The 15,298-nt window shown below is 71.7% G+C and carries 21 protein-coding genes and 1 pseudogene; 11 read left to right on the forward strand and 11 right to left on the reverse strand.

The window, feature by feature from the left end; all coding sequences use genetic code 11:
- Window positions 1–4 precede the first annotated feature (4 nt).
- Both QUE40_RS03380 and glpX read right to left on the reverse strand, forming a co-directional pair.
- Window positions 5–922, reverse strand: a complete 918-nt coding sequence (locus tag QUE40_RS03380; protein WP_289232318.1) for a carbohydrate kinase family protein — start codon at window positions 920–922, stop codon at window positions 5–7.
- 2 nt (window positions 923–924) lie between these two features.
- The gene (gene glpX / locus QUE40_RS03385; protein ID WP_142004415.1) at window positions 925–1,935 is read right to left on the reverse strand and encodes a class II fructose-bisphosphatase; all 1,011 of its coding nucleotides are present in this window, start codon (window positions 1,933–1,935) and stop codon (window positions 925–927) included.
- Window positions 1,936–2,058: 123 nt separating this feature from the next.
- Between glpX and QUE40_RS03390 the strand changes: the two genes are divergently transcribed.
- Entirely contained in the window at window positions 2,059–2,655 is a 597-nt protein-coding gene (locus tag QUE40_RS03390) for a DUF4245 domain-containing protein (RefSeq protein WP_289232319.1), read from the forward strand.
- Here QUE40_RS03390 and QUE40_RS03395 read toward each other — a convergent pair.
- The 4 genes from QUE40_RS03395 to xseA are packed head-to-tail and all read right to left on the reverse strand — an operon-like array spanning window position 2,631 to window position 4,715.
- Window positions 2,631–3,044: a type II toxin-antitoxin system death-on-curing family toxin gene (locus QUE40_RS03395; RefSeq protein ID WP_289232320.1), complete on the reverse strand. Its 414-nt coding sequence runs from the start codon at window positions 3,042–3,044 to the stop codon at window positions 2,631–2,633. The genes QUE40_RS03390 and QUE40_RS03395 overlap by 25 nt on opposite strands.
- Entirely contained in the window at window positions 3,041–3,241 is a 201-nt protein-coding gene (locus QUE40_RS03400; RefSeq protein ID WP_289232321.1) for a DNA-binding protein, read from the reverse strand. The genes QUE40_RS03395 and QUE40_RS03400 overlap by 4 nt, the downstream gene beginning before the upstream one ends.
- 22 nt (window positions 3,242–3,263) lie before the next feature.
- A complete protein-coding gene (locus tag QUE40_RS03405; protein WP_289232322.1) occupies window positions 3,264–3,593 on the reverse strand; it encodes an exodeoxyribonuclease VII small subunit in 330 nt (109 codons plus the stop codon).
- 9 nt (window positions 3,594–3,602) lie between these two features.
- The gene (gene xseA / locus QUE40_RS03410) at window positions 3,603–4,715 is read right to left on the reverse strand and encodes an exodeoxyribonuclease VII large subunit (protein WP_350227060.1); all 1,113 of its coding nucleotides are present in this window, start codon (window positions 4,713–4,715) and stop codon (window positions 3,603–3,605) included.
- Between the two features lie 177 nt (window positions 4,716–4,892).
- On the opposite strand from xseA, the gene QUE40_RS03415 reads away from it, so the two are divergent.
- From QUE40_RS03415 to QUE40_RS03425, 3 genes are read left to right on the forward strand one after another with little or no spacing between them, the layout of a single operon-like run.
- Window positions 4,893–5,300 (forward strand): hypothetical protein, encoded by a 408-nt coding sequence (locus QUE40_RS03415; RefSeq protein ID WP_289232323.1) that lies wholly within the window; start codon window positions 4,893–4,895, stop codon window positions 5,298–5,300.
- Complete coding sequence (locus QUE40_RS03420; protein WP_289232324.1) at window positions 5,297–5,557, forward strand: hypothetical protein; 261 nt, start codon at window positions 5,297–5,299, stop codon at window positions 5,555–5,557. The genes QUE40_RS03415 and QUE40_RS03420 overlap by 4 nt, the downstream gene beginning before the upstream one ends.
- 10 nt (window positions 5,558–5,567) lie before the next feature.
- Complete coding sequence (locus tag QUE40_RS03425; protein ID WP_142004420.1) at window positions 5,568–6,620, forward strand: 4-hydroxy-3-methylbut-2-enyl diphosphate reductase; 1,053 nt, start codon at window positions 5,568–5,570, stop codon at window positions 6,618–6,620.
- A gap of 192 nt (window positions 6,621–6,812) precedes the next feature.
- On the opposite strand, the gene QUE40_RS03430 is transcribed toward QUE40_RS03425, so the two are convergent.
- The gene (locus QUE40_RS03430; protein WP_289232325.1) at window positions 6,813–8,045 is read right to left on the reverse strand and encodes a DNA recombination protein RmuC; all 1,233 of its coding nucleotides are present in this window, start codon (window positions 8,043–8,045) and stop codon (window positions 6,813–6,815) included.
- 53 nt (window positions 8,046–8,098) lie between these two features.
- Between QUE40_RS03430 and QUE40_RS03435 the strand changes: the two genes are divergently transcribed.
- Window positions 8,099–8,941 (forward strand): Fpg/Nei family DNA glycosylase, encoded by an 843-nt coding sequence (locus QUE40_RS03435; protein WP_289232326.1) that lies wholly within the window; start codon window positions 8,099–8,101, stop codon window positions 8,939–8,941.
- Between the two features lie 34 nt (window positions 8,942–8,975).
- On the opposite strand, the gene QUE40_RS03440 is transcribed toward QUE40_RS03435, so the two are convergent.
- Genes QUE40_RS03440 through QUE40_RS03450 form a run of 3 tightly spaced genes read right to left on the reverse strand, consistent with a single transcriptional unit; the run spans window position 8,976 to window position 11,319 of the window.
- Window positions 8,976–9,974 (reverse strand): DUF389 domain-containing protein, encoded by a 999-nt coding sequence (locus tag QUE40_RS03440; protein WP_289232327.1) that lies wholly within the window; start codon window positions 9,972–9,974, stop codon window positions 8,976–8,978.
- A 30-nt stretch (window positions 9,975–10,004) separates the two neighbouring features.
- The gene (locus QUE40_RS03445) at window positions 10,005–10,250 is read right to left on the reverse strand and encodes a DUF2630 family protein (protein ID WP_142004424.1); all 246 of its coding nucleotides are present in this window, start codon (window positions 10,248–10,250) and stop codon (window positions 10,005–10,007) included.
- A gap of 28 nt (window positions 10,251–10,278) precedes the next feature.
- The gene (locus QUE40_RS03450) at window positions 10,279–11,319 is read right to left on the reverse strand and encodes a hypothetical protein (protein WP_289232328.1); all 1,041 of its coding nucleotides are present in this window, start codon (window positions 11,317–11,319) and stop codon (window positions 10,279–10,281) included.
- Window positions 11,320–11,369: 50 nt separating this feature from the next.
- On the opposite strand from QUE40_RS03450, the pseudogene ychF reads away from it, so the two are divergent.
- The 6 genes and pseudogenes from ychF to QUE40_RS03480 all read left to right on the forward strand — a co-directional run bounded on the left by ychF (window position 11,370) and on the right by QUE40_RS03480 (window position 14,595).
- Window positions 11,370–12,442, forward strand: a pseudogene (ychF, locus tag QUE40_RS03455) (redox-regulated ATPase YchF).
- Between the two features lie 154 nt (window positions 12,443–12,596).
- Window positions 12,597–12,830, forward strand: coding sequence for a FitA-like ribbon-helix-helix domain-containing protein (locus QUE40_RS03460; RefSeq protein WP_289232329.1), 234 nt, complete (start codon window positions 12,597–12,599; stop codon window positions 12,828–12,830).
- Complete coding sequence (locus QUE40_RS03465) at window positions 12,827–13,375, forward strand: type II toxin-antitoxin system VapC family toxin (RefSeq protein WP_289232330.1); 549 nt, start codon at window positions 12,827–12,829, stop codon at window positions 13,373–13,375. Before QUE40_RS03460 ends, QUE40_RS03465 begins: the two co-directional genes overlap by 4 nt.
- Window positions 13,372–13,929, forward strand: coding sequence for a GNAT family N-acetyltransferase (locus QUE40_RS03470; RefSeq protein WP_289232331.1), 558 nt, complete (start codon window positions 13,372–13,374; stop codon window positions 13,927–13,929). Before QUE40_RS03465 ends, QUE40_RS03470 begins: the two co-directional genes overlap by 4 nt.
- Window positions 13,930–14,027: 98 nt before the next feature.
- Complete coding sequence (locus QUE40_RS03475; protein WP_142004430.1) at window positions 14,028–14,255, forward strand: ribbon-helix-helix protein; 228 nt, start codon at window positions 14,028–14,030, stop codon at window positions 14,253–14,255.
- On the forward strand, window positions 14,248–14,595 hold the full coding sequence (locus QUE40_RS03480; RefSeq protein WP_289232332.1) for a type II toxin-antitoxin system PemK/MazF family toxin: 348 nt from the start codon (window positions 14,248–14,250) through the stop codon (window positions 14,593–14,595). The genes QUE40_RS03475 and QUE40_RS03480 overlap by 8 nt, the downstream gene beginning before the upstream one ends.
- Window positions 14,596–14,807: 212 nt before the next feature.
- Here the strand turns inward: QUE40_RS03480 and QUE40_RS03485 are convergent, their stop codons facing one another.
- Window positions 14,808–15,284, reverse strand: a complete 477-nt coding sequence (locus QUE40_RS03485; protein WP_289232333.1) for a DinB family protein — start codon at window positions 15,282–15,284, stop codon at window positions 14,808–14,810.
- Between the last annotated feature and the right edge of the window lie 14 nt (window positions 15,285–15,298).

The following is a 15,298-nucleotide window of genomic DNA, read 5'->3' on the forward strand; positions in this document are numbered from 1 at the left end:
TGGCTCAACCGAGCTCGTCGCGGCGCGGCGGCTGGGCACCCTGGCGCGACACGGTGATCGCCGAGCTGCGGATGGCCAGGTCGACCGCCTGCAGCAGCTGGTCCTTGGCGGCCATGCGCAGCCGTTCGCGCGCGTCGACCCCGCCGAGCAGACCCTGGTCGAGCAGCCCGGCGATCAGGCCGGACATGAACGAGTCGCCGGCGCCCACCGTGTCGGCGACCTCGGCGCGCACGCCCGGCACCTCGACGGTCTCGCCGGTGGCCGTCACGTGCACGAGGGCGCCGTCGGCACCCCTGGTCGCGACGACGAGGGCGGGGCCGAGGCGGCCCCACAGCCGCAGGATCTCGGCCGTCGACGTCTCGTCGCCGTGCAGCCAGGAGATGTCCTCGTCGCTGGCCTTGACCACGTCGCTGAGCCCGACGATCTGCTCCAGGTCGGAGCGGACGTCCTGCGGCTCACCCATGAGCGTGGGACGCACGTTGGGGTCGTACGAGATCGTCGACTCGGCCCGACCGCGCAGCAGGGCCTCGCGCACCTGCGTCGCGCCGGGCTGCATCAGCGCACCGATCGATCCGGTGTGCAGGTGGTCGAAACCGGTGGGCACCTCCGCGAGGTCCCACGCCAGGTCGAACTCGTAGGTGGCAGAGCCGGATTCGTCGACCGTGGCGGTCGCGGTCGCGGTGCGCTCGGCGTTGCGGCTGCCAGGGGTGAGGCCCACGAAGTCGTGGCCCAGGTGCTCCTCGATCAGCCGGCCGTGGTGGTCGGTGCCGATGCTCGTGGCGAGCTCGACGTGGTGGCCGAGCCGGGCCAGGCCGACGGCGACGTTGAGCGGGCTGCCGCCGACGTGCTCGCGGGTCTCCCCGGAGGACTCCTTGACGATGTCGACGAGCGCCTCGCCGACGACCAGGCTGCGGGCGCCCACGGTCACGGGGTCCGGCCGGGGCCGGCGTAGCCGGCGAGCTTCTCGATCTGGTGCTGGGCCTCGATCAGCCGGATCGTGCCGCTGCGCGAGCGCATCACGAGCGACTGCGTCGTGATGCCGCCGGAGCGGTATCGCACGCCCTTGAGCAGCTCACCGTCGGTGATGCCGGTGGCGACGAAGAAGCAGTTGTCGCCGCGCACCAGGTCGTCGGTGGACAGCACCCGCTCGAGGTCGTGACCGGCGTCGACCGCGCGCTGCTTCTCGTCGTCGTCCTTCGGCCACAGCTTGCCCTGGATGACGCCGCCCATCGACTTCATCGCGCACGCCGCGATGATGCCCTCGGGGGTGCCGCCGATGCCGAGCAGCAGGTCGATGCCGGTGCCCTCGCGGGCCGCCATGATGGCGCCGGCCACGTCACCGTCGGTGATGTAGCGGATGCGCGCGCCGGCCTCGCGCACCTCGCGCGCCAGCTGTTCGTGACGGGGGCGGTCGAGCATGACGACGGTGACGTCGGAGACGCTCTCGTGCTTGACCTTGGCGACCCGGCGGATGTTCTCGGCGACGGGCAGGCGGATGTCGACGACGTCGGCCGCCTCCGGGCCGGTCGCGAGCTTGTCCATGTAGAACACGGCGCTGGGGTCGTACATCGAGCCGCGCTCGCTCACGGCCAGGACGCTGACGGCGTTGGTCATCCCCTTGGCGGTGAGGGTGGTGCCGTCGATCGGGTCGACCGCGACGTCGACGTCGGGGCCGGTGCCGTCACCGACCTGCTCGCCGTTGTAGAGCATCGGGGCGTCGTCCTTCTCGCCCTCGCCGATCACCACGGTGCCGTTCATCGACACGGTGGAGATGAGCGTGCGCATGGCCTCGACCGCGGCGCCGTCGGCGCCGTTCTTGTCGCCGCGGCCCACCCAGCGGCCGCCGGCCATGGCCGCGGCCTCGGTGACCCGTACGAGCTCGAGCGCCAGGTTGCGGTCGGGAACTCGGGTGCTCGTGCTCGGATCTTGGGTCATGTCGCTCCTCGGGACGGCAGCTTCGGCGCCGAGCGCCGGCGCTGCGCCGACTCTATCGACCGGCTCAGGCGTGCGGACCGGCCCGTGGTGAGCCCGGCCAGGAGCATCGGGGACCATGGGGGCGTGCCCGCCACCCTCGCCCAGCAGACCCAGCCGTCCCCGCAGACGCCCGCCCGGCGCCGGGGGATGAGCGGCTCGGCCCGCAGCATGATCATCTCGATGCTCGTGGTGCTCGCGGGGTGCGCGGTCTGGATCGCGATGGTCCCGCGGGTGAGCACCACCGCGCAGCCGGTGCAGAACGTCCCGGCCATCGCCCGGGAGGTCGGCATCCAGCAGCGCTGGGACGTCGCCGTGCCGGCCGGGCTCGGCGAGCAGTGGGTGCCGGTCAACGTGCGGCTCATCCGGCTGGAGAACCAGCCGCCCACCTGGCACGTCGGCTATCGCGCACCCTCGGAGGACTTTCTCTCGATGGAGCAGACGCAGCGCGGCGACGCGGCGTGGGTGGCCAAGCAGACCAACAACGGCACCCCGCAGGGACAGGTCTCGCTGGACGGCGCGACCTGGCAGCGGTTCACCGCGGGTGACCGCCGCAGTCTCGTACGCACCGAGCCGCTCAGCGGGCTGCGCACCGTGGTCCTGGGCGAGGCCGACTGGCCGGAGCTGGAGGCGTTCGCGAAGTCGCTGGAGCCGACCCGTCAGGGCACAGCCACGGGTCGCTGACGGGCGGACCGTGTCAGGGGACGCAGGCGGTCGGCTACCTCGGCTGCCGACCTCAGCCGACCCTCGGCGATGTCCAGAACGAGGTCGAACTTCTCGTCGTCGGAGGCGACGACAGGGACACCGTTGAGCCCGAGGAACAACCGGGTCGCCAGGAGGGCCGTCCGCTTGTTGCCGTCGACCAGTGCGCGGTTCGTGATCAAGGACGACAAGAGCGCGGCGGCCTTGGTGACGACGTCGGGGTAGGCCTCGTTGCCCAACGCGCTGGCCCGCGGGCGGGCGAGCGCGGACGCAATCAGTCCCCAGTCGCGCACCTGGGGCGGCCTCCCGAGCGCCGCGCGGGCACACGCCAGCACGTCGTCGAGGTCGAGGTAATCGACCTGGTCGGTCACGCGTCCTCGAAGCGACGAAGCACGTCGGCATCCTCGGTGACGATCTGTGTCAGGAGTTCGTCCCGCAGCTGTCGCCGGTGCGCGGTGTAGTCCTCGATCGCCTGGACGACGACGGCGTGCATCGACCGGCCCTCGCGCTCGGCCGTGTCGCGCAACGAGGCGGTTTGCTCATCGGTGAGCCGAAGCGTCATGGCCATGACCGGATGATACCGCGCGGTATCATCCCTCGTCGGTCGTGGCGGCGTCGAGGCGCTGCTCGGCGGAGTCGAGGCGGCGCTGGCAGTGCGCCGCGAGCTTCTCGCCGCGCTCCCACAGCCGCATGCTCTCGTCGAGCCCGGCCGAGCCGCCCTCGAGCTTGCTGACGATGCTCACCAGCTCGTCGCGGGCGTCCTCGTAGGACAGGTCGGCGATGTCGGCGTCGGCCTCGTCGTCGGAGCCCTCGGACCCGACGGCCGGGTCGTCGGCGTCGTCGAGGCTGGCGTCGTCGAGACCGGTGTCGTCGAGACCGGTGTCGTCGAGCGTCTCGTCGGACTCGTCAGGATCTGCCATGCCCGCAGCCTAGGAGACCGGGGTGACAGCGAAGTCGCCGTGGGCGACGGTGACGCGCAGGGTCTCATCGGGGTCGACGTCGGCCCGGTCGAAGACGACCTGCCCGTCGGCGTGGCGGACCACGGCATAGCCGCGGCGCAGGGTCGCGTCGGGGGAGAGCGCCCGCAGCTGCGCGCGCAGGTGGCCCAGGCGGTCGTCGGCGCGCTCGAGCCGCAGCTGGGCACCGGCCCGGCCGCGGCGGTGCAGCTCGACGACCTCGCCGCGGCGGATGGTGACGAACGTGCTGCGGTCGGCGAAGGCCGGGCGGGTGCGGGTGGCCTCGAGCCGGTGGCGCTCGTGGCGCACGCGCGAGCGCAGCGCCTGCATCGCGCGACCCCGGGCGGCGGCGATCTGCTGCAGCTCGGCGGCGATGTCGGGCACGACCACCTTGGCCGCGTCGGTGGGCGTGGAGGCCCGCACGTCGGCGACGAAGTCGAGCAGGGGCGCGTCGACGTCGTGCCCGATCGCGCTCACCACGGGGGTGCGCGCGTCGGACACCGCCCGCACCAGGGCCTCGTTGCTGAACGGCAGCAGGTCCTCGACCGAGCCGCCGCCGCGCGCCACCACGATGACCTCGACCTCGGCCAGCGCATCGAGCTCGGCCAGCGCCCGGCTGACCTCCTCGACCGTCGTGGGCCCCTGCACCGCGACCTCGCGGATCTCGAACTGCACCGATGGCCAACGGCGGCGGGCGTTCTCGACGACGTCACGCTCGGCCGCGCTGTTGCGCCCGGTGATCAGGCCGACGCGGCGGGGCAGGAACGGCAGCGGCCGCTTGCGGCCGGCGTCGAACAGGCCCTCGCTGCGCAGCAGCTGCTTGAGCTGCTCGACGCGGGCCAGCAGCTCGCCGATGCCGACGTGGCGGATCTGGCGGGCGTCCATCATCAGCGAGCCGCGCTTGGTCCAGAAGACGGGCTTGGCGTGCACCACCACGCGGGTGCCCTCCTGGATGCTCGGGCCCATCGCCGCGAGCGTGGTGGCCGGGGCGGTGACCGACAGCGACATGTCGGCCTCGGGGTCGCGCAGCGTGAGGTAGCAGGTGGCCCCCGGCGGTTGAGCTGCATGATCTGGCCCTCGACCCACAGCGGCACCATCTTGTCGACGTAGTCGGAGATCTTCAGGCTGAGCTTGCGCACCGGCCACGGCTGCTCGGCCGTGGTGTCGGAGGCGCGCTCGGGCAGGGGAAGACTCACGGGGGCAGCGTAGGCGTCGCCGCCGACACGGGGGCGCTGACGCAGGCGGTGGCTACGCTCCCGACCCGTGCACCCGATCGCCCAGGCCGTCGTCGCGGCGCTGGACGACGCCTTCCCGCCCGTCGACGGGCGCTGGACCCGGGTGCCGCTGTGGCGGCCCGGCCTCGAAGGTGTCGTGGCGATGACGGGCCACGCCTTCGTGGCAGTCGGCGACGACGTCACCGACACCCGCCTCGACGAGCTCGGGGCCGACGGCTTCGGCGGCGCGGCCGACGCGCGGTTCACCGTGGCGCTCGCCGGCACCGGATATCTCGAGGTCCACGACCTGCTGCTGGCACGGCGCGCCGAGCGCACCCCGGCACCGCAGCGGTGCCGCGGCCCGACCTGGCCGACCACCCGCGCGTACGTCTGGCTCGCCTGCTCCGCGACGACGTCACCGTCCACGGGTCGCCCGACCCGGCGCTCGGCGACGTGATCACTCTTGGCCGTGGCGTCGCCGGGCTCACCGAGCTCGGCCTGGAGCTCGACCCGGACGGGCCTGCGCGACGGGGCGCGGGCGTACTCGCTGCGGCCCTGGGCATCCCCGAGCCGGGGACGCCCGTCGTGGCGGCCTGCGCGCCGGGCAACACGCGTGCGGTGCGGCGGTTCCTCGCGGCGGGATTCGTGCCCGTCGGGTCGGTGCAGCTGTGGCTGCCGGAACGGCCGTCCGGAGGCGTTGCGACCGGCGTCTAGCATGGAACGCATGACCGACACCGCCGCCCCGGCCCAGGCCAGCGACGCCGCGACGCCCGACGAGAGCGCCACCAAGCGGGTGCTGCTCGCCGCGCCCCGCGGCTATTGCGCCGGCGTCGACCGCGCCGTCGTGACGGTCGAGAAGGCGCTCGACCTGTACGGCCCGCCCGTCTACGTCCGCAAGCAGATCGTCCACAACAAGCACGTCGTGACCACGCTGGAGAAGCGCGGCGCGATCTTCGTCGACGAGACTGACGAGGTGCCCGAGGGCGCCACCGTCATCTTCTCCGCCCACGGCGTCGCGCCGGTGGTGCACGACGAGGCGAAGGCCCTCTCGCTGAAGACGATCGACGCCACCTGCCCGCTCGTCACGAAGGTGCACCGCGAGGCCGTGCGCTTCGCCGACGACGACTACGACATCCTGCTCATCGGCCACGAGGGCCACGAGGAGGTCGTCGGCACCTCCGGCGAGGCGCCCGAGCACATCACGCTCGTGCAGAGCCCCGACCACGTCGACGAGGTCGAGGTGCGCGACCCCGAGAAGGTCGTCTGGCTCTCGCAGACCACGCTGTCGGTCGACGAGACCATGGAGACCGTGCGGCGCCTGCGCGAGAAGTTCCCCCAGCTGCAGGACCCGCCGAGCGACGACATCTGCTACGCCACGCAGAACCGCCAGCTCGCGGTCAAGCAGATGGCTCCCGAGACCGACCTGATGATCGTCGTCGGCTCCACGAACTCCTCGAACTCGGTGCGCCTCGTCGAGGTCGCGATCGAGCACGGCGCCAAGGACGGCCACCTGGTCGACTACGCCGACGAGATCGACGAGTCGTGGCTCGAGGGCGTCCAGACCGTCGGCGTCACCTCCGGCGCGTCGGTGCCCGAGGTGCTCGTGCGTGACGTGCTCGACTTCCTCGCCCGGCACGGTTTCGAAGACGTCAAGGCCATCACCGCCGCCGAGGAGAGCCTGCTGTTCGCGCTCCCCAACGAGCTGCGCCGCGACCTCAAGGCCCGCCAGGGCAAGGAGGCCGACAAGATCCGCCACGACGCCGGTTCGCTGCACTGATCGACTGACGCGCCGGTCCGCGTGACGTCACATCCCCCGATATCGGCGCTTGTGACGGTTACCGCGGGTCGCGCGACGTCGCAACCCCCGGTATCGGCCCTTGTGACCGCTTCCGCGGGTCGCGCGACGTCACAACCCCCGATATCGGGTCTTGTGACGCGCTCCTGGCCACCCCACCCCCGCCGTACGTCCTCAGCCGGCGTCGCGCGTCCGCTCGCTCTCCCCGCGGCGGGGAGCGGCGTGGGGAGGTAGCCCGGCGCCGGCCAGCCCCAGATCGAGCTCGGGGCGGGCGTCGTCGGCGGTGGCTGCGGCGAGCAGCTCGGGCGCGGACAGGCTGCGCGGGGTGGCCTCGATGGGTGGCACCTCGGGCAGCTCGGAGTCGGCCAGCCCCAGCTCGTGCATCTTGCGGCCGGTGGCCAGCACGCGCGACTCCAGCGACCCCACCAGCTGGTTGTAGTTCTCGACGCTGCGCCGCAGTGAGCCGCCCATCGCTGCGACGTGCTTGCCCATCGTGCCGAGCCGCTCGTGCAGCTGGCGGCCGAGGTCGAGCAGCTCGCGCGCGTTGCTGGTGAGCGCGTCGTGCTGCCAGGCCAGGGCCACGGTGCGCAGCAGCGCCATCAGCGTGCTCGGCGAGGCCAGCACCACCTTGCGGGCCAGGGCGCGGTCCATCAGCGACGGGTCGCTCGTCAGGGCGTCGGCGAGCATCGCGTCGGCGGGCACGAAGCAGACGACCATCTGTGGCGCGTCGTCGAACGCCGACCAGTAGGCCTTGGCCGCCAGCGTGTCGACGTGGCCGCGCAGCGCCCGCGCGTGCGCCGCCAGGGCGTCGGCGCGCTGCGTCGCGTCGAGGCCGTCGGCCTGCGCGTCGAGGAAGGACGTCATCGGCGCCTTGGCGTCGATCACCAGCACCCGCTCCCCGGGAAGGCGCACGACCACGTCGGGCCGGACGCGCACGTCGTGGCGCGTCACCGCGCTCACCTGCTCGTCGAAGTCGCAGCGGGACAACAGCCCGGCGTGCTCGAGCACGCGGCGCAGCTGCAGCTCGCCCCAGGCGCCGCGCGCCGTCGAGGAGTTGAGCGCACCGGCGAGGCTCGCGGTCTCGCGGTGCAGCGAGGCGGTGCTGGTGGCGACCTCGCCGAGGCGGGAGGTGAGCCGGCCGTACTGCTCCTGCCGGTCGCGCTCTAGCGTCTGCACCTGCTGCTCGACCCGGCCCAGCGCGTCACGCAGCGGGCTCAGCGCTGCCGCGGTCTGGGCGTCGTCGGCGACCGTGGCCTCGAGGTCGACCACGCGCTCGCGCAGCAGGTCGCGCTCGGTGCTCACCGCAGCGGTGCGCGCGGCGAACGACTGGCGCAGCCACGCCGCCGCACCGAGCGCGCCGACGACGAGGCCGACGAGCAGGCCCACCAGGGCGATCACGATCTCCATGCCGAGCAGGCTGCCATCCGGCACCGACAACGGTGGCCGCTAACCTCGCTCCGATGCCAGAGGGACACGTCACGCACCGCATCGCGGGGGCGCTCAACCGCGCGTTCGCGGGCCGCGTCGTGCGTTCGACCAGCCCGCAGGGCCGCTTCGACGAGGGGGCCGCGCGCTTCGACGGGCACGTGTTCGACCACGCCGAGGCCTACGGCAAGCAGATGTTCCTCGCCGCGCAGGATGTCGACGACATGGTCAACATCCACCTGGGGCTCATCGGCAAGTTCGCGCTGACCCCGACGTACGACCTGCCCGAGGTGGGTCAGATCCGCTGGCGTATGCAGACCGAGGACCCGCCGATGACGATGGACCTGCGCGGCGCCACCGTCGTGGCGCTGCGCACGCCCGAGGAGGTCGAGCAGATCGTCGCGCGGCTCGGCCCCGACCCGCTGCGCACCGACGCCGACCCCGAGGTCGCCTGGGCGCGAATCCATAAGAGCGCCAGCCCGATCGGCGTGCTGATGATGGACCAGAAGATCTTCGCCGGCGTCGGCAACATCTATCGGGCCGAGACGCTCTTCCGGAACCGCATCGACCCGTTCATGCCCGGAAAGTTCTTGCGGCGCAACGAGTTCGAGGCGCTCTGGGACGACCTCGTCGAGCTGATGCCGCTCGGCGTGCGCGACGGGCGCATCGACACCGTGCACACCGACCACACGCCCGAGGCGATGGGGCGTGCCGCGCGCGTCGACCGGCACGGCGGCGAGGTGTACGTCTATCGACGGGAGGCGCAGCCGTGTCTCGTCTGCGCAACGCCGGTCAGCAGGGTCGAGCTGGCGTCGCGAAACCTGTTCTGGTGCAAGCGGTGTCAGCCTCGGTCGCGGCGACGGGCCGTGCGCGGCTGACTGACCGACGAGCGTGCGCCGGGCAGGGCGCGGCTCAGTCGTGGACGTGGGCGCGGCGTTCGACCATCCGGCTGCGCGCCCGGTGGAAGAAGGCGGCGTCACGGCTCTCGGCGTAGGCCCAGCCGGCGCGCAGCGAGAGCACCGTGAGCAGGCCGGAGGCGATGAGTCCGCCGAAGTTCAGGCCGAGCTGTGCGGCGCTGCCGACGAACTCGTCGACGTCCCACAGGGCGAGGCCGAGCGCCATCCCGCCCGCGGCCGGCACGGTCGTGACGGAGATGAAGACGCCCACCATGGCGTTGGACTTGTCGGTGGCCATCGCGAGCACCCCCGCCGCGCCGGCCAGCAGGGCGACCACGAACGACCACTGGTCGGGTTTCCAGATGAAGCCGGTGAGCGGTCGAGGGCCGGTGATGGACAGGGTGTCGATGAACCCGGTGCGCAGCCCGAGCCAGGCCAGCGCCGCGGTGGTGAGGATCGCGAAGACGAACCCGGAGACGAGCAGGACCAGCGACCGGCGGACCAGCTGGAGGTGCCCGAGCCCGAGCCCGGTGCAGATCGCGGCGATGAGCATGAACTCCGGCCCGACGACCATCGCGCCCACGACCAGCACGGGGGAGTCGGTGATGATCGCGACCCCGGCGAGCAACGTCGCGAGCAGCAGGAACAGGTAGTACGACACCGTGGGGGTCGCGGCGGACTCCGCCTGGTCGAGCACGACGTCCCAGATCACGGCGTCGTCGGCCTCGCCGGGCGCGTCGTGCTCGATGCGGGCCGCCTGGTCGAACGGCGTGGCGGCCGGCCGGGTGAGAACGATGCCGCCGCGCGTGGCCACCCCGATCTGGCGCAGCTGGCCCACGACCGAGCCGACCAGCTCGCGGGCCACGTCGGCCTCGAAGACGTCGCCGACCGGCTCGAGGGAGGCGCCGCGGACGTACGTCACGTTGCAGATGCCGCCGTTGTCGGTCAGCAGGTCGCGCACGTCGTCGCCGAGCTCGGTCGGGACGGTCAGCCGGAGGTGCAGGAGCCCGCTCATGCGGGTGATCCTGCCGCAGCCGGCACCGGATCAGCTCTCGTAGTTCTCCACGACGCTCTGCGGGCGGACCTCGGCCTCGCTCGCCGGCTCGCCGAACTCGCGCTTGGCGTCGCGCTGGCGCAGCAGGTCCCAGCACTGGTCGAGCTGGCGCTCGATGTCGGCCAGCTTGCGCTGCTCGTCGGCCGCGGAGATCTCGCCCTTGCCGAGCTGGCTGCGCAGCTGGTGCTCGGCGTCGACGAGGTCCTTGATGCGGGTGTGGATGTCGGGGTCGCTCATGGGGGCATCGTGCCACTCGGCGCCGACATCAGTCCTGCAGCACCCCGAGGTAGCGGCGGGGCACGTGGGCCAGCAGGCCACGGTCCAGCGCGATCACCGTCGGCGAGTGCTCCTGGGTGGGGTGCAGGTCGGGCAGGTCGTCGTGGTGGGAGAAGGGTGCCTGGCTCTCGGCCTGCAGGACGGCCGGCGCCGCTCCTTCGAGCAGCAGCAGCACGCTGATCCGGCGTCGGCGGTTGATGCCGGTGCCGCGGCTCGCGGCCAGGCGTGAGCGCTCACGCACCCGGATGCCGACGGCGCTCACCTGCGTCCAGGACAGGTCCCACCCGCGCGGGCCGGTGCGGCGGATGCCGGCCGCGTCGATCTGCAGCTGCTGCGGACGGATGGTCAGGCCGCCGAGGAGGAGGAACAGGCTCAGACCGGTGAACATCGCCCCGACCAGGCCGCCCATCACGCGCTCACCCGTCCCGCTCAGCCCGTTGGTGGCGAAGGCGGCGGACCACAGCGTGGAGCTCCCGAGCAGCAGGCAGCCGGCACCCGCCAGCAGGATCAGCAGCCGGGTGCGCTGCGGGGCCAGCTCGATCGACACCGGCCCGTACGCCGGTTGCCGGCTGGCGGAGTCCGGCGCCGGGAGCGGGGGCGCAGCGCTGGGCCGGGCGGGTTCCTCGAACGTCGGACCCGGCGGCGTGGTGACGGGCGCCGGCTCGGCCAGCGCGGGCGTACCGCCCTGCAGCTGCGGCTCCGACGGTTCGGGCAGCAGCGGCGCCCGCCGCAGCCCGAGGAACGCGAGCACGGCCAGCGACAGGGCGAGGAGGGCGTACCGCTCGTCGGCCTGGAGGGCGTACGCCGAGCCCAGCATGAGCCCGAACGCGCCCGCCACGACGGGCAGGGGCAGGCGCCGAGTGCCCGGTCCGAGCTGCCAGAGCATGGCCGCCACCAGACCCACGACGAACAGGACCCCCACCCACCCGGGCAGCCGCCCGACGATCTCGGTGAGGCCGGCGGCGGTCGTGACCATCAGGTTGCTGCTGAGGAAGGCGACGGTCAGCAGGGTCCGCCGGGGGTGGCTCATGGCGGCATGCTGTCAGCAGTCCGGCGACGGCGACGTAGGATGCATGTCTCGTGGCACTCACCATCGGGATCGTCGGCCTGCCCAACGTCGGCAAGTCGACCATGTTCAACGCCCTGACCAAGAACAACGTGCTCGCCGCGAACTACCCGTTCGCGACGATCGAGCCCAACGTCGGGGTGGTGCCGCTGCCCGACCCGCGCCTCACCCAGCTCGCCGAGGTGTTCAGCAGCGAGCGGATCGTCCCCGCCACCGTGTCGTTCGTCGACATCGCCGGCATCGTCAAGGGCGCGTCCGAGGGGAGGGGCTCGGCAACAAGTTCCTCGCGAACATCCGCGAGGCCGACGCGATCTGCCAGGTCGTGCGCGCGTTCGTCGACGACGACGTGCACCACGTCGACGGCAAGATCGAGCCGGCGTCGGACCTGGAGACCATCAACACCGAGCTGATCCTGGCCGACCTGCAGACCCTCGAGAAGGCGGTGCCCCGCCTCGACAAGGAGGTCAAGGGCAAGAAGACCGACAAGTCGGTCCTCGACGCCGCGCTCGCCGCGCAGGCGGTCCTGGAGGAGGGGCGTACGCTCTTCGCCGCCGGCGTGGACACCGCGCCGATCCGCGAGCTCGGACTGCTGACCGCCAAGCCGTTCCTGTACGTGTTCAACGTGGACGAGGACCAGCTCACCGACGAGGCGTTCCAGGCCGAGATGTCGAAGCTGGTCGCCCCCGCCGAGGCGATCTTCCTCAACGCCAAGCTCGAGTCCGACCTCGCCGAGCTGTCCGACGAGGAGGCCGCCGAGCTGCTGGAGTCGGTCGGTGTCGAGGAGCCGGGCCTGCACCAGCTGGCGCACAAGGGTTTTCGCACGCTGGGGCTGCAGACGTACCTCACCGCTGGGCCGAAGGAGTCGCGCGCCTGGACGATCCCGGTCGGCGCCACCGCCCCCGAGGCCGCGGGCGTCATCCACACCGACTTCCAGAAGGGCTTCATCAAGGCCGAGGTCATCTCGTTCGACGACCTGGTCGACGCCGGCTCGGTCGCCGAGGCCCGCTCGCGCGGCAAGGCGCGGATGGAGGGCAAGGACTACGTGATGCACGACGGCGACGTCGTGGAGTTCCGCTTCAACGTCTAGCGATGCCGGCCGTGTTGGCGTTCGTGCAGATGGCTGACGTGCTCCAGGATCCACCGATGTTGGTGCTGTACGACCTGTGTCGGGAGTCGCGAGGCCAGTGGGGTGGTCTTCAGCGAGTGCTAGCATCGATGCAATCAGGCCGGAGGTGATTGACGTGTCGTCCATCGTCGTTCGCGGGCTCGACGAGTCCGTCAAGGCCAGGCTTGCCGCGCAGGCGAAGCAGCATGGTCGGTCCATGGAGGCCGAAGTCCGTGACATTCTGACCAAGGCCGCGACCCGACCCAACATCGGCCTCGCACTCCTCGAGGCGGGGCAGGCTACGGGCGGTGTCGAGGAACTTCCGGTGCCTGAACGTGCCGACACCGCTCGGGCTGCCGACTTCTCGTGATCATCCTCGACACCAACGTCGTGTCCGAGGTGCTCAAGCCTCAGCCCGACGCGCGCGTAGTCGCGTGGTTGGAATCACTGACCGACGACGTCGCAATCACTGCTGTCACTCTGGCCGAACTCCTTGCGGGCCTCCGCCGCCTGCCTGCCGGCATGCGGAAGGAAGATCTCACGGCCCGGGTTGAGTCCGCGATCAGGCCCTACCGCGACACCGGGGCGATCATTGCCTTCGATGTACTTGCAGCACCTCGGTATGCAGAGATCCTGGCGGTCCGCGAACGCGGTGGTCTGCCGATCTCGACCGGGGACGCGCAGATCGCGGCGATCTGCCGAGCCCACGACGCGACCTGCGCGACGCGCAACGTGAAGGACTTCGTGCACACGGGCATCGCGCTCATCGACCCGTGGACGGGGAAGCGCAGTCGCCGACTCCGTGACGCCCGCCCCTACCGAAAGGCTCTGCTCATCCCCGTCATCGTCCCTCGCCCTCGCGGGCCGAACTCGGTGGCGGTGGAGGGCCGTCCGCTGCGAGGGTCCTCTGTATGAGCCTTCCCACCCCGACGCTGGAGACCGAGCGGCTACGGCTGCGGCCGTTCGTCGACGGTGACGCCGACGACCTGTTCGCCCTGCAGAGCGACGCTCATGTGCTGCGCTACTGGGACTCCTCGCCGTGGACCGACCGCAGCGCGGTCGCGAGGTTCATGGAGGGCAACCGCGCGATGGAGGCCGGCGGGACGGGTGCTCGGGTGGTGATGGAACGTACGCCTGACGGCGCCTTCGTGGGCTGGTGCACGTTCAACAGCTGGAACCCTGGTTTCCGCAGTGCCACGCTCGGCTTCTGCCTCGTCGAGCCGGCGTGGGGTCGCGGCTATGCGGCGGAAGGAGCTGGTGCGTTGCTGCGCTGGGCCTTCTCGACGTTGGACCTGAATCGCGTTCAGGCCGAAGCGGATACGCGCAACGCGGCCTCCGCGCGCGTGCTCGAGAAGCTCGGCTTCGTCCTCGAGGGAACGTTGCGCGAGGACTGCATCGTCGACGGCGTCGTCTCCGACTCGTGGGTCTACGGGCTCCTGCGGCGTGACTGGGACCAGCGAACGTCCTAGCCCGGGTGCGCCCGCACCCCGCGCAGCACTGGCCGCCGGATGCCGGGTCTCGGCCTCACCTGGCATCGAGCGGTATCCCACTTGGTATACTCGCCGTCGTGGCGGCGACGATCAAAGTGAGCGAGGAGCTGCGCGACCGGATCAACCGGGATGCGCAGGAACGGGGCGTGACTGCCGCCGGTCTGATCGAGCGTCTCCTCGACGCGCACGAGCGTCGTCAGCGCATGGCGGCCGTCGGTCGCGCGGCCCGAAGTGCCGACGCCGACTACTGGGACGAGGCACACGCATGGGATGTCGCCCTCGAAGATCCTGGCCGCGGTGAGTGAGCTGCGTCGGGGCGCCGTCGTCTGGGTGGAGCTGGACCCCGTCCGCGGCAGGGAGCAGGCGGGTCGGCAGCCGGCTCTCGTGGTGGCGAGCGACCTCTATCTCGAGCAGGTTGATTCGCTCGCGATCATCCTTCCGGCGACGACCACCGATCGTGGCTGGCCCAACCACGTGCCGCTGACGGGCTCGCGGCTGCGGCTGTCGAAGCCGACCTACGCCATGACCGAGCAGCCTCGGACCGTGACGCGAGACCGGATCGCCGAAGAGGCGGGGCAGGTCGACGCGGCTACGATGCGCGAGGTCGACATGTGGCTGCGCGACTTCCTCGCGCTGCCGCAGTAGCGCCGGGTCTCGAGCCTCCTGGGCGGATGTCCCGACGGGGACGAGGCCCGGTGCCTCGGCCGACTGACGCACATGAGTGGTCCCGGACGACGGACCGGCACAACACCCGGATGCGGCCCTCTGCGACCGGATTCGACCGGTTGTGCCGGTCGGTTGTCGGGTCCGTCGACCGACAGGCGCTAATCGATGTCCGATCTGTTCGGACAGCGTGGTCAGTCGCGCCGCGCCTCGCGGATCTGCTCCACCAAGATGTCGCCGTGGCCGGCGTGCCGGGCCAGCTCGGCGATCATGTGGCCGTAGACGAAGCGCAGGTTGACCGGACCCTGGTGCCACATGCACTCGTCGTCCAGCTCGTGCTCGGCCGCGATGGTGCGCGAGCGGGCGCACGCGTCGAGAAACCCCTGGCGCACGTTCTCGATCGTGTCGTCTTCGGTGAGCACGAAGCTCTCGTCGACCGTGTCCGGCAGCCCGAGCTCCTGGCGCGGCACACCGGCCACGCGCGAGTGGAACCAGATGCGCTCCACGAAGGTCGCGTGCTTCACCAGGCCCATGGGCGTGGTCAGCGAGGGGACCAGCCGCGAGCGCGCCTCGGCCTCGTCGGCGTCGTCGAGGATCCGGGCGATCTCGGCCCGCTGGACGTCGAGAAGGCCCTCGAGCAGCTCCCGCTCGGTCGCGACGTGGAGGTTCATGCTCCGAATGCTAG

Source organism: Barrientosiimonas endolithica (assembly GCF_030296655.1).
GTDB lineage: Bacteria > Actinomycetota > Actinomycetes > Actinomycetales > Dermatophilaceae > Barrientosiimonas > Barrientosiimonas humi.